A 13,937-nucleotide genomic window follows, 5' to 3' on the forward strand; every position below is an offset into this window, starting at 1 on the left:
CATATGCTGATATTATCTCATAATAATTTATTAAAACCTTTCCCCAAAAATGTCATCCAATTATGGATGACTTTTTTTCATCTTTAGAGCTTCTAATACCTTCGATGCTGTAAATAAAACAAGTGCAGACCAAATGAATATAAATGAAATCAAATCCACTTTCCCAAAGTTTTCTTTGTAAATAATCACACCAATAAACAGCATCAATGTCGGGGCTATGTATTGTAAAAAACCAACCATATAAAGCGGCATTCTTTGGGCACCTAAAGCAAATAACACAAGTGGAACCGCGGTTGCTACGCCAGTTAAAATTAGTAGTACATTCGTATTTAAATCCCCCTGGAGAAAGACGACTTGATCACTCATATAAAGCCATACATAATAACCAAGAGCTATCGGCACAATAAATAATGTCTCAATTGCCATACCGCGAAGTGCATCGAGTTTGATTTGCTTTTTCAATAGACCGTATAACGCAAAACTTATAGCGAGCGAGAAAGAAATCCACGGGAAAGTACTATAGGATATCGTTAGTATGACAACACCTATTGTAGCTAGTATAAATGATAACTGTTGTGCGCGAGATAAATTTTCTTTTAAAAAAATGATACCAAGAAGTACTAGTATGAGCGGATTAATATAATAACCCAAGCTCGTTTGAACAAGAAAGTCGTGATTTACAGCCCAAATGTATATAAACCAATTAACGGATATTAAAATAGATGCAGCAAATAGTGACCAAAAGCTACGTTTTGATTTCCAAAGATTTTTCAAATCCGTAATCAATAAATTGCCATTCTTCATGATTAAAATTAATAAAACAGTTAATATAAATGCCCATATTATTCGGCTAAGTAATATTTCCTCACTTGATACATGCGCCAGTGATTTCCAATAGATTGGTAATAGACCCCAAATAATATACGCCGTAATTGCCCAAGGGACACCGTTTTTTCCTTTTTCCACAACGATATCCCTCCGATTGTTAGGTACTCGAAACATTTATTCATTATAGATCCTTATATACTATCAGTAAAGACATATCGGTTTTGAAAAGATAAAAAAACGCTTCTAGATGTCAAAAAGAATGACAAATAAAAGCGATTTTTTATTAACTCTATTTCTCATTTTTTTATTTTAACGGTTCTTTTATTGACCAGTTAAATTTAATATTTCTCTCTATTCCGAAGTTCAACGCGCATAATTTTTCCTGAAGCGGTTTTTGGTAATTCATCTATAAACTCGATTACCCTCGGATATTTATATGGTGCAGTTAAATTTTTCACGTGATCTTGCAACTCTTTGATTAAACCTTCTTCTTCTTTTCTTGTTGTATCTCTTAGTACGATATATGCTTTCACAATATTTCCGCGAACAGGATCCGGACTAGCAACAACAGCGCACTCGCGAATTGCCGTATGTCTTAATAAAGCATCTTCTACTTCAAATGGCCCAATCGTATAACCAGAACTCACAATAATGTCATCACCTCGACCTTCAAACCAAAAGTAACCATCCTCATCAATTTTTGCACGGTCACCTGTTACATAATATTCTCCTCTGAACTGCATACTTGTTCGTTCTGGGTCGTTTAAATACTCTTTAAATAATGCAGGTGTTGATATATGAACAGCAATATCACCAACTTCATCGATAGCCGTAATTTCTCCATTATCATCTATAATTTCAACACGATTTCCAGGCGTTGGTTTACCCATTGATCCAGGCCTTGACGCCATACCAAGCATCGTGCCTACTAGTAATGTATTTTCGGTCTGACCATAACCATCTCTAACATCTAATGCAAAGTTTTTTTCGAAAACCTCGATTACTTCCCGATTTAGTGGCTCTCCAGCTGAAACCGCACTTCGGATGGATGTTAAATCATATTGCGCTAAATTATCTGCTGTTGCTAAAAAACGATATTCCGTAGGCGTACAACATAATACATTCACTTTATTTTCTTTTATTAAGTCAAAATAAGTTTTAGCATCAAATTTACCTCCGTAAACTAATCCAGTGGCACCGCTACCAAGAACTGATAAGAAAGGTGTCCAAATCCATTTCTGCCATCCAGGTGCTGCTGTTGCCCATACGACATCTTTTTCTTTAATTCCAAGCCAATTTACACCCGCTGTCCTTAAATGAGCATATCCCCATGAATGGGTATGAATAACACCTTTTGGAGCGCCTGTTGTGCCAGATGTGTAGGAAAGAAATGCAATGTCAGTACTTTTTGTTTCAGCAGATTCAAAATCCGGCGATACATTTTCCATTTGCTCAGTCAAAGATATTTGACCTTTCATTGCATTTCCAATAACAAAATGTTGTATACCTTCTAGGTTTTCAACCTCGTCAAATTGACTTGAAAACATATCATAAGAAACTATTGCCGCCGCTCCACTATGAGTTAATCTATATTCAATATCTGAAGGACGCAGCATTTCCGAACTAGGTATCACCACAATCCCAGCCTTTAAAGCCCCTATATATGTTACATAGGCTTCAATTAAACGTGGGACCATCGCTAAAACTACATCACCTTTTTTAAGACCATTTTCTATAAAAACGTTTGCTACTCGATTAGACATTTCAATTAATTGATCATATGATACTTCTTTTTTTTCCCCATAAGTGTTTATGTAAATAAGCGCATTCATTCCATTACCATTCGCATACTTTTCGATTTCACTAACCATATTATAGTTTCCAGGCGCGAGTAACTCTTCTCTATTCATTAAAATTCCCCCTATTTTAATTCTCACTTTCATTATACTAATAAGAGTCGAATAATTCAAAAAAATATTACATATATTTTGCACATAAAAAAACTGCTCCGGTTTATAATAACCGGAACAGCCTTTTTAATTTTTAATGTTATTTATTTCCATTCATTTGTTGTTGAGCCTGACGCACTAATCGCTTTGTAATTTCTCCGCCGACGGATCCGTTGGCACGCGATGAAGCATCTGGTCCCATTTGCACTCCAAATTCTTGTGCAATTTCATACTTCATTTGGTCAAGTGCTTGTCTAACTCCTGGAACTAAAAGTTGGTTCGAGTTGTTGCCGCTATTTGAGTTTGGCATAAGTAACACCTCCTTGTGAATATAGAATGCGCTGATTCGGAATAATCATACACAAGGATTTACTGGAAACTTATTCTTTTTTTCAAAAGTAATAATTTAAAGGAGATTTTGATGCTCAAGTCGCTGTTTACGAGGCATCTCGTAAGTTTTACGGTCACTTATAGCGACGTCAATTAGTTTTTCAAAATCAGTAAAGCTCTCGTAATACTGGATTTTTTCAAGTTTGGGTTTTGTTTTTGGATTTGATGGCGTAAAAATAGTACAACAATCTTCATAAGGTCTAATTGAAATATCATAAGTTTCAATACCTTTCGCAAGCTCAATGATTTCCAACTTATCGGCCGATATCAGTGGTCGTAATATCGGTGTAGTTGTTACAGCATTAATTGCCGTTAAACTTTCCAATGTCTGACTGGCAACTTGTCCAAGACTTTCACCTGTTACAATTCCTAAAGAAGCTGTTTCTTCACGAACCTTTTCTGCAATTCGCAACATAATTCTTCGCGTAGTTGTCATTGTTGCATTCTCTGGTATTTGATTTACTATTATTTGTTGTATTTCTGTAAACGGAATAACATGAAGTCTAATGGAAGAACCAAATGCACAAAGTTTTTCCACCAAATCGATTACTTTTTGTTTTGCTAATTCACTTGTAAAAGGCGGACTTTCAAAATGAATTGCTTCTATAGAAACGCCTCTCTTCATCATAAGATAACCCGCAACAGGACTATCTATTCCACCTGACAGCATCAGAAGCGTTTTACCATTTGATCCTACCGGCATTCCACCTGCACCTTTGTAGACTGATGCAGTTAGAAATGCGCCCTCTTTCCGTATGTCAACAAAAAGTAAAATATCAGGATTTTTCATCTTCACGCCAAGTTCCGGAAAATTCCGAAGTACTTTTTCACCTATTATTTGCTGCAATTCCCCAGTGACAAAAGGAAAAAATTTATCCGTTCTCCGAATATCTACTTTAAATGTTTTACCATGCGTTTCTATAGAATTCATAACTTCAATTGCTGTTTCATTAATCGAGTCAAGCGTAGCATCACATTTCGCGACTGGACTAAATGATTGAATACCAAAAACTTTTGGTAATCGTTTAATCGCCTCTTTCATATCGTTATCAGCATTCGCCACTAAAAACATTCTGTCACGTTCCGGGATAATTTTAACTGATAATAGATCACTTAAAGCAAATTCAATATTCTTTTTTAATGTTCTTACGAAATGACTACGATTTCTGCCTTTTAAAGATAATTCACCATAACGAATTAATAATTCATTCCATTTCATAACTTTTTCCCCTTCCAAGTAATTTTATAAAGTTTTTTAAATGTACTATAAAAAGATCGATATCTTCGTCAATATTATTTTCACCAAAACTAATTCGAACAACACCATGTTTATAGTTTTCAGCTAGCTGAATTGATTCAATAGTGTGACTTGCTTGCCCACTTTTTGAAGAACACGCACTAGATGTCGAAATAATAATTCCGTGCTCTTGAAAATAATTAACTGCAACTTCACCTTTAATTTTTAAAAAAGCAATCGATAATATATGTGGTGCACCTGTCTCTTTAGCCAAAATCTTTATTTCGTTAATATCGTTAATCTTTTCTATTATTTGGTTTCTCCATTCAAGGTATTGTTTAGTTTTATCTTTATCCGCACTAATTCTTATTGCTTTTGCAATTGTCACAGCATTAGGCACTGAAACCGTTCCGCTACGAAGTCCTTTTTCTTGGCCACCACCGTAATTAATTGCCTCTAAACGGATTCCTTTTCTCATAATAAGAACACCAGACGCTTTCAATCCATGAATTTTATGGGCTGAAATAGAAATTACATCAGGTCCACCTTTTTTTAAAGTAACTGGTAATTTACCGAAACTTTGAATTGTATCCGAGTGGAAAACAGCTCGCGAATGTTCTTTAATAATATATGCACATGCTTTAATGGGCTGAATTGTCCCGATTTCATTATTAACATGCATAATACTCACAACCGTAGTATGCACTTTTAATTTAGCTTTCAGTTCATCTGTAGAAATCAAACCATTTTCATCAACAGTCAAAAAATCCACTTCGAATCCTTCTTTTTCTAATTGTTTTGCTGCATTTAAGACTGATGGATGTTCAATTGATGTTGTAATAATATGGTTTCCGCGTTTTCGATAAGCGCGTGCAAGACCAATAATAGCTAAGTTATTTGCTTCTGTACCACCAGATGTGAAAATTACTTCACCATCCTGGGCATCAACTATTGAACATATTTGATATCTAGCACTTTCTAACAGCATTTCAGCTTCTTTTCCCACATGATGAAGAGATGAAGGATTACCATAATATCGATTATTCACTTCGATATACGATGCTAAAATATCTTCATTCGGAGCCGTTGTTGCACTATTATCTAAAAATATCATTTCCAACACTCCTCTGTTTGTTTAATAAATATTATAGGCGTAATAAAGCCACCGGCACTTATTGTGCGGGTGGCTTTATTACGTTAAGAGATAAAGTTTAACTTCTACCAAGAATTTATTTTACTTGATTTAGTTCCTCGATTCGCTTCATTGCGCCAGGTTCTACTTCTTCAACAGCGGTTGCCGCCTCTTCAAGTGCTTTCGCATAACGAAATTGTCTAAACGATTCTTCAGCCTCGAGAAGACGGGAATTAATTTCTTGGTTCGATGCTCTGTACCTGTTACCGTATTGAATAATCCACTCGATAAGCATAACATTTTCAAGTAATTCTTTCACTTTTTCGCTTACATCGTCAACAGATTGCTTTGCATTTGTAACATAAGAACGTACAAGGTTCATGTTCAAAGGTACTTCCTGTAAACTTTGCGCAACAACATAGAGATGTTCCTCTGCTTCTTCCAAACGAGCATCCATATCATCTGGGATTCCAGGTATATTTCCTTTATGAAGTGCACGATCTGACTCTTGTAGCCTACGGTTCAATTCCTCAAGTTCGGTTCGCACTTCATGCTCATCATTACGTAAGCTCTTTAAACGCTTAGCAAACCTATCTCGCACTTCAGAAACCTCATCCAGTTCTTTAGATAAAACTTGTAATTCTTCTTTTAAACTAGAATTTGCGGAAGTCTTATCCTTTATTCTAGAAAAAAGCACTTCGTATTGTTGGTTTAGATGATCCAGTTTTTTTATAGCAACTTGTGGAATTTCAGACTCACCTTCATTCAATCTATAGCTCTGTTGAACAAATGTCGCTTCATCAGACGTCGCTTTCGTTAAAGAGGTTACTTCTGATAATTTTTCACCTAGATGCTCATAATTACTTTCTACAAATTGTCTTGCGATTACCTCGTTTTCAAGTAATTCATAAAAAGAATCAATTTGAGTATTTATAGATACTGTTTCTTCTTTTATATTATCCATTTCTAGTTTACCGATGTTTATCATCATTTTTTCCAGCTTTTCTTCAATTGCATCAAGCTGTATTTTTATCCCTAGATGCTGGATAAAGTATGACTGTTCTTCCATTTCCTTCATACCGTTTCTAAGTTCGTGAACTGCAGCTGGTATTTTATTTTGTAATTGCGTAAGCAAGGTTGGTAATTCTTCAATTAGCGAAAATAGGACTTCACCTTTTTCCATTAGTAAAAGAACGATCTCACGAGCTTGTAAATAGTTACCATTCAATGTTAATTCATCGTATTCTTCAAACCGCGGATTAAATGATTCAAGTTCCTTTTCAAGCGGGTCAACTGTCATGCCAAACGAATGTTGGTGCGCAAGAACCTTTTTCCGAGCACTTCGGTACTGTTCCTGCAAACTTCCCATTTCAGTACGATTCTTCTCTTCGCTTCCTACTAATTCATTCAATTCGGTAAGTATATCATTCATTTTATTTCTGCAAACATCAATTTTCTCATTAATTTCCTGTTCAATCTTCGTTGCTTTGCCGTAACGGAAGCGGTCAACGCTATCCTCAGCATCAAAAAGAAGTACATCAATCTCAGGCATATGTATATCAATAACTTTTGTCCATTCTATTCTCCAACGCTCAAACTTTTCTTCTGTTTCACCCGTCATATTTAATTGTTTTATTTTTGTCATTTCTTCAAAAATAGGTTTATGTTGAATTTGAAGCTTGTCATGTTCTAGTTTGCCAATTTCACTACTATGTCTTCGCCTAAACATGAAGGCGGTAATAGTTAGTATGATGAGTGCAATAATTGCAATGATGACAAATTTCATAGTGGTCCTCCTGTCCAAAGTAACTGTACCCTTATACTATCCTATATCGTAACACGTTTACATTGATTTGGGTTCAAAAATGAAAAAAATAGCGAAAATCATACTCTTTTGATAGATTTACAAGTAAAGTTGGAGTTCCAATGTTGGTGCCTATATACTATAATAACCATATGTATAGAAAGAGGTGTCGATTTTTGTCAATTCAAGATAAGCCAATAAGCGAGTTAACACCGGAGTATGCCCAACTTTCACTTCAACTAGATGCACTTTTAACAGACGAGCATAACCTCTATGCAAATTTAAGTAATACTTCCGCTTTACTTAATCAATTTTTCGAACGGATTAATTGGATTGGATTTTACTTAACTGATGATGATGAACTTGTTCTCGGGCCCTTTCAAGGTAAACCAGCGTGTGTTCGCATTTCTTTAGGTAAAGGTGTCTGCGGTACTTCCGCAAAAACAAGAGAGTCAATCATCGTTCCTGATGTTCAATTATTCCCAGGACATATCGCATGCGATAGTGCTTCACGTTCAGAAATAGTAATTCCTATCGTTAAAAATGATAAAGTACTTGGCGTACTCGATGTTGATAGTCCAGAGACAAATCGTTTTAGCGAAGAAGACCGTGTCGGACTTGAAGAAGTAGTAAACATACTCATAAAGCATATCTAATAAAGAAATTGCCTTGGCTTCCGTTTTTGCGGAAACCAAGGCAGCTTTTTTTTAACGATTTATAGTATTTACAGCGTCCATCTTAGTAAATGCCGCATCTAAATCAGCAATCAAGTCATCTGCAAATTCAAGTCCAACAGCAAGACGGATTAAAGTATCCGTAATACCCATTGACTCTCTTTCATTCTCTGGAACACCTGAATGCGTCATAGTTGCCGGATGCTGAATAAGAGTCTCGGCATCTCCAAGACTTACAGCAATCTTTATTAATGATAGATTATTCATAAATTGCTGTGCGTGTTCTTTTTCACCTTTTATTGTGAATGAAATGAGTCCACCACCAGCTGTCATTTGTCGTTTAGCTATTTCATATTGAGGATGATCTTTATCAAATGGATAATAGATTTCATCAACTAGTTCTTGTTTCTTTAAATAAGCAATTACTTTTTCAGCGTTTAAAGAATGTCGTTCCATCCGAATCGGCAATGTTTTTATCCCACGAATTATAAGCCATGCATCGAATGGTGACATAATCCCACCGTAGTCTTTATGAACCGTCATTCTAATTTCTTCTATCTCTTCTTTATTATTACCAACTAGTAGTCCAGCAATTACATCTCCATGCCCGTTTAAATACTTCGTAGCACTATGCAAAACAAAATCCACACCTAGCGTTAGAGGATTTTGTAAATAAGGTGATGAAAATGTATTGTCGACAACAACACGAATCCCATGACGTTTTGCAACTCTTACTACTGCTTCCAAATCAACAAGTTCCATCGTCGGATTAATTGGTGTTTCAACATAAATACATACAGTTTCCGGCTTTATAGCTTGTTCAATCTCCTCTTCAGTCCCCATACTAACCAGATCATGCATAATATTATATTTCTTTTCAAGTATACCTAGTAGACCAAATGTACAGCCGTATATTCCGCGTGAACAAAGAATATGATCACCTGTTTTCGTTAAGTGCACAAGAATAGCACTAACTGCAGCCATACCAGAACCAAATGCAAGCGACCCCTCACCTTTTTCAAGCGCAGTCATCCGCTCTTCTAGAACATTAACTGTAGGATTACCTAAACGAGAATAAATCGGACCTTGCTCAGCTCCAGAAAATCTACGTTCGCCTTGTTCTGCCGTTTCAAAAGAATAAGTCGATGTTTGATATAAAGGGACAGCCAAACTCCCGTGATGTTGACGATCGTCATAACCTTCATGTATGACTAATGTATCTTTGTGTAAATTATGTTCACTCATATTAATTTCCGCCTTCCTTTTCTAAAAAACAGACTACTCTAATATTCAGTATACATATTTTAATCTAAAGGAAAAGAACTTTCTCTTATCATATAAAAGAAAAAGTAGAATCGTGAATGACTACTTGGTTTTTCCCTTTATTTTTCGCAGCATAAAGAGCAGTGTCTGTACAATGAAATAAGTCCTTTAAATTCACTTGACTTTTTTCTGACCAATTAACCATTCCTACCGATACCGTGACGGCAGGTTCTGTTACCCTTGGAACGCCTTGTATAAGCTCTTCAGCAAAGAATTCCGCATTTTCTTCACTAAGGGACGGTAAGTAGACAGCGAACTCTTCCCCACCCCACCGCGCAGCAATACCTTTTCCTTCAGTTAAATCTATTACATACGATGAGATTTGCTTTAATACAGTATCTCCTACACTATGCCCGTATGTATCATTCACTTTTTTAAAATCATCAACATCGAATAACATAAGAGCGCCACCATAATTTTGTGAAATTGACTTTTCGACTGCATTATCTAAATATCTTCTTGCATAAAGATTTGTTAAATGATCCTTATCAACTAGTCCTTGTAGTTGGTCACGTAACTTCGCGTTCGCAATCGCTAGCGAAGAGTGTCCGATTAGTAATTTAATAAGTTTAAAGCCCTCAAATGAAAATGCATATGAAGTTGTATCAACGCAAACGATAAATCCAATAACTGCTTCTTGATTTGTAATTGGAACAGCAATCACAGATTCATACGGAACTTGCCTATTCATTGCAGTGCCAAAACTTGCATCAAAAAAAGATTCCTTTCCATTTATTAGTTGATTTGAAACGTAACTTAAATAATCATTACCTTCGCTTGTTTTGAAAAAATCAGTACTTTCTTGCAACAAATCATATTTCCCGATTTCATTACTCAAAACGAAAGCAATTTCTTTTGGCTGCAACGCTTTGTACAATTGTTCTTTTATATATAAGATCATTTCGTTAAAGTTTAAATTACTATTTAATTTACGAGATGTTTCATTAACAAGCTGAAGATCTTTGTTTAATCGATGAGATTGGTCATACAAACTGGCATTTTCTAGCGCACTTCCTGCTGTATTCGCAAGCATTCGAATTAAGTTGCTATGTGTAGATGAAAATATATAATCTGAAGGTGCTTTCATTTGCAAGACACCATATATTCCTTGCTTTCCTTTAATTGGTGCATTAAATAAATTCACACCTAAATCTTTAGCCACTTCCGTTGTTACTTTTCCCGAAACGAAAGCATCGACTGCAGAAGGTCGCTCATTCATATAATCAAATAATTTATAAGAATTAGTTAGTACCTTTTGTTCATGTGATAGAAGAAGGCTCACTTCAAATGAAGGGAATATTTCTTCAATTGTATTCATAATACCTTCTAAGATGACCTCACTCGACATCGTTGAATTAAAAAGCTCGGCCACTTTAAATAATTGCCTAAATTTTTTCTCCCTTCTTTCTAAATAACTTATCTTGTTAACCATAAGAATAAGAGAACTAATTGTTTTTTTCAATCCATCCAAATAAGGTGTTGCCGCGAAAGACTGCCATCGATCTGTAGATTCAATTAGAAGAATTCCTAGTTTCTCATGTTTTTCATTTTTAAATATAATTAAATCATTTGCGTATTGAATTCCGCTGTCATTAAATAGCTTCAAAAATGATTGCGGTGGACAATACTCACTATCCTTCAATAACGCATCTGGAATAACAACTGGCTTCTTGGTTAAATTATTATGACCCTGCAGCGGAATAAAGCATTTTTTAGTATTATCATATATAAATAAATCTTGTCGTTGGATGTCAAAATGGTTAGTTAATACAGGTTTGATCAAATTAAACCACTGAGTAAACGAATAACCAGTTACGTCACCGCTTAATAGTTCAAATATATCACTCTTTATTTGGGAAAGCGTTAATGGATGATTTTTCATTAAAATTCCTCCTCGAGCCCATTTGTATTTTATACCTATGTATATAGAGTAATTCATTAGGACTATTAAATCCACTTAATTGAAATAGTTCTTTACTACTCTCCTAAATATATTCGCTATTACTTGACTCTTTACCTATAAGTTGCTATGCTATATTTTGTGTAAAATAGTTGCAGCAGTTGTGTGTTTCAGCTTGTCCAGTCTATTCCTTTTATAAGGTGCACCGCGTAACCTCCTGGCTGCGGAGGCGAAGTTGCAATATTATAGAATGGCATCTGAATTGAACGCATCTGGTCTTATTTTACAACAGAACTTTTCCAAAACTTACTTTGTTTTGGAAATAGGTTACCATAAAATAAAACCAAATTAGAGGAGGAGTCAACTATGGCTCGCTATACAGGTCCAGCATGGAAATTATCACGTCGTCTTGGAATTTCACTTTCAGGAACAGGAAAAGAAATTGAGAAACGCCCTTATCCACCAGGTCAACACGGTCCTACACAACGTATTAAACTTTCTGAATACGCAATGCAATTACAAGAAAAACAAAAATTACGTTTCATGTTTGGCGTAAACGAACGTCAATTCAGAACACTTTTTGATAAATCCGGCAAAATGCCTGGTAAACACGGTGAAAACTTCATGATCCTTCTTGAAGCTCGCCTTGACAACGTTGTATACAGAATGGGTCTTGCGCGCACTCGTCGTGCAGCACGCCAATTAGTAAACCACGGTCATGTTCTTGTTAATGGAAAACGCGTTGACATCCCTTCATTCAGCGTTAAACCAGGTCAAGAGATTTCTCTTCGTGAGAAATCAAGTAATCTTGACGTTGTAAATGAAGCGCTTGAAGTGAATAACTTTGTTCCTGAATATGTCACTTTTGACGTAGATACAAAAACAGGAAAATTCGTTCGTATGCCTGAACGCGGCGAACTTGCAGCAGAAATTAACGAAGCTCTTATAGTTGAATTCTACAGCAGAAAGTAATACTGCGTAGTAGACTGCATTATACTAAACCCTTGAAGTTGAGTAACATCAACGTTTCAAGGGTTTTTTATTATTATTCTGTTTTCTAAATAGTGTATTCTGCTTTATTTCGTTGGGGGAGGTTTGGGGGACTATTGAGCAGACAGGCGCATAACGAAAATAAACACAAAAAGAATTCGGCCATCTACTTAATTGTTGATGGCCGATTCGTATTTACTTTTCATATAGTAATAATTTGTTCATTTTTCATTACTTAATACCCACAATACTATTGATATTAATTATCACATCATTACGTTCGACTCTTAACTGCAATGTACCCGTTTGCGAATCAGCACTCGTAATTACACCAGGAAAATTTTCGTGCTGCTTGTTATGGTAAATTGTTATCAACACTTCACTTTTATATTCTATTGCTTCCCCTATTCTTTCTCCTATTTCAATAAAATCTTCTTCTGTTAATTTTGGTTTCGTCTCCGTGTTATTAGTCACTTTCGGTTTTGGTACGGCAAACATGTTCAACATCCCCCTTTTAATCTGTTATTAATGAAGCAGCTACAATTTCAACGAAAGGATATCTCGTAGTTCCAAATGGATCATCGATAACTATTGTTTTTGATGTCATATTAATCTCGATGGGTACACCATAGTCATCTTTTAAAAATCCGTCACGCCAATATGTTAGTTTGATTGTAGATTTACTTTTGTGAGCACGTTCGATTTCATCTGCAATTAATTCTAGATCAAAATCATTTAATTCAGGCCTTTCAACAAACTCATCCTCTTCTTGCCAATCACGAAGTTTATCAATGTGTTCTGTCAACATCATTGCAGTCCACTTAATACGCCCGCGATCACGATTATTATCTAGCATCAAATCACCATACTTTCTTTCGTTACGACGGGAACAAGTGCAAGAATATTATCTATTCGAAAAGTACGTTTAGACTTGCGCAAGGTACAGTATGCTCGGAATGAGTTCTCACTTATTTGTAGTACCTGTATTCTCCGTTTGCTGATTGCGCCGCTTTTTGCCATGTACATCATGACAAGTGGTTGGTTGTATCTAATCGACTTGGTTAATTCATTACGCACACTCGTTCCCCCTTTTTATTCATTGTACCGAATAAGTGTTCGGTTTGCAACCAAATAAAAAGCACCTCGTATGAGATGCTTTTACATTTTAATCTGCACAATCACAGCTGGGTATGTATCACAACGCTTACAATGTACATCAATACTCAAAGATGTATCTTCTTCAAATCTGTAATCCTCTTCAAATTCTACACTTTTAAAACTCAGATATTTATTACATTTAGAACAAGGCACATTCTCAACTTGTTTTTTAATACTATGTAAAAATTTAAGGTCCACCGGTTAATCACCCCCATTTCCTAGTTCGACAGTAAAGTGAATATTCCTTTAATAATTAGACGAATAAAAAAGGCGACCGCTCAAATAAATGAGTAGTCGCCTTTTTTCAATCAGCATTGCAGATGTCAGGACTTTCGTTATTTTACATACTTAAATTTCAATACATTTATCACCAGGAATTACGTTGTCTGCGATTACACTCTCTGCAGCTACATCTAAACTCGTCTTCACGATGGCGATCACAATGATGTCTGCGATTTTCATGATGTCTATGATCACAATCAGATCTTACTTCCCGACATTCACAGATTAAGTTTACTCTACGTCTCCGAATTACATTTAGAAAACACATAT

At 35.6% G+C, this 13,937-nt stretch carries 14 protein-coding genes; 2 read left to right on the forward strand and 12 right to left on the reverse strand.

Features of this window, described 5'->3' with window-relative positions; genetic code table 11:
- Positions 1-60 precede the first annotated feature (60 nt).
- The 6 genes from rarD to ezrA form a co-directional block, all read right to left on the reverse strand.
- Positions 61-966 (reverse strand): EamA family transporter RarD, encoded by a 906-nt coding sequence (rarD, locus tag AC3RV6_RS11570; protein WP_489746192.1) that lies wholly within the window; start codon positions 964-966, stop codon positions 61-63.
- A 200-nt stretch (positions 967-1,166) separates the two neighbouring features.
- On the reverse strand, positions 1,167-2,738 hold the full coding sequence (mbcS, locus tag AC3RV6_RS11575; RefSeq protein WP_489746193.1) for an acyl-CoA synthetase MbcS: 1,572 nt from the start codon (positions 2,736-2,738) through the stop codon (positions 1,167-1,169).
- A 139-nt stretch (positions 2,739-2,877) separates the two neighbouring features.
- Positions 2,878-3,087, reverse strand: a complete 210-nt coding sequence (locus AC3RV6_RS11580; protein WP_489746194.1) for an alpha/beta-type small acid-soluble spore protein — start codon at positions 3,085-3,087, stop codon at positions 2,878-2,880.
- 96 nt (positions 3,088-3,183) lie between these two features.
- Complete coding sequence (gene thiI, locus AC3RV6_RS11585) at positions 3,184-4,386, reverse strand: tRNA uracil 4-sulfurtransferase ThiI (protein ID WP_489746195.1); 1,203 nt, start codon at positions 4,384-4,386, stop codon at positions 3,184-3,186.
- Positions 4,373-5,518 carry a cysteine desulfurase family protein gene (locus tag AC3RV6_RS11590; RefSeq protein ID WP_489746196.1) on the reverse strand — a complete coding sequence of 382 codons (1,146 nt, stop codon included), beginning with the start codon at positions 5,516-5,518 and terminating at the stop codon, positions 4,373-4,375. Before AC3RV6_RS11590 ends, thiI begins: the two co-directional genes overlap by 14 nt.
- A gap of 115 nt (positions 5,519-5,633) precedes the next feature.
- Entirely contained in the window at positions 5,634-7,322 is a 1,689-nt protein-coding gene (gene ezrA / locus AC3RV6_RS11595; protein ID WP_489746197.1) for a septation ring formation regulator EzrA, read from the reverse strand.
- 194 nt (positions 7,323-7,516) lie between these two features.
- Between ezrA and AC3RV6_RS11600 the strand changes: the two genes are divergently transcribed.
- Positions 7,517-7,996, forward strand: coding sequence for a GAF domain-containing protein (locus AC3RV6_RS11600; RefSeq protein WP_489746198.1), 480 nt, complete (start codon positions 7,517-7,519; stop codon positions 7,994-7,996).
- 51 nt (positions 7,997-8,047) lie between these two features.
- On the opposite strand, the gene megL is transcribed toward AC3RV6_RS11600, so the two are convergent.
- Together megL and AC3RV6_RS11610 are read right to left on the reverse strand one after the other, a co-directional pair.
- The gene (gene megL, locus AC3RV6_RS11605) at positions 8,048-9,259 is read right to left on the reverse strand and encodes a methionine gamma-lyase (protein ID WP_489746199.1); all 1,212 of its coding nucleotides are present in this window, start codon (positions 9,257-9,259) and stop codon (positions 8,048-8,050) included.
- Between the two features lie 88 nt (positions 9,260-9,347).
- Complete coding sequence (locus AC3RV6_RS11610) at positions 9,348-11,219, reverse strand: sensor domain-containing diguanylate cyclase (RefSeq protein ID WP_489746200.1); 1,872 nt, start codon at positions 11,217-11,219, stop codon at positions 9,348-9,350.
- A 384-nt stretch (positions 11,220-11,603) separates the two neighbouring features.
- On the opposite strand from AC3RV6_RS11610, the gene rpsD reads away from it, so the two are divergent.
- Entirely contained in the window at positions 11,604-12,209 is a 606-nt protein-coding gene (gene rpsD, locus AC3RV6_RS11615; protein WP_489746201.1) for a 30S ribosomal protein S4, read from the forward strand.
- A 249-nt stretch (positions 12,210-12,458) separates the two neighbouring features.
- Here the strand turns inward: rpsD and AC3RV6_RS11620 are convergent, their stop codons facing one another.
- From AC3RV6_RS11620 to AC3RV6_RS11635, 4 genes are all read right to left on the reverse strand, one after another.
- Positions 12,459-12,725 (reverse strand): YolD-like family protein, encoded by a 267-nt coding sequence (locus AC3RV6_RS11620; RefSeq protein ID WP_489746202.1) that lies wholly within the window; start codon positions 12,723-12,725, stop codon positions 12,459-12,461.
- Between the two features lie 16 nt (positions 12,726-12,741).
- Positions 12,742-13,083: a YolD-like family protein gene (locus AC3RV6_RS11625; RefSeq protein WP_489746203.1), complete on the reverse strand. Its 342-nt coding sequence runs from the start codon at positions 13,081-13,083 to the stop codon at positions 12,742-12,744.
- On the reverse strand, positions 13,083-13,304 hold the full coding sequence (locus tag AC3RV6_RS11630; protein ID WP_489746204.1) for a transcriptional regulator: 222 nt from the start codon (positions 13,302-13,304) through the stop codon (positions 13,083-13,085). Before AC3RV6_RS11630 ends, AC3RV6_RS11625 begins: the two co-directional genes overlap by 1 nt.
- Before the next feature lie 429 nt (positions 13,305-13,733).
- The gene (locus AC3RV6_RS11635; protein ID WP_489746205.1) at positions 13,734-13,862 is read right to left on the reverse strand and encodes a hypothetical protein; all 129 of its coding nucleotides are present in this window, start codon (positions 13,860-13,862) and stop codon (positions 13,734-13,736) included.
- Positions 13,863-13,937 lie beyond the last annotated feature (75 nt).

The organism is Sporosarcina sp. So3-204 (assembly GCF_058068165.1).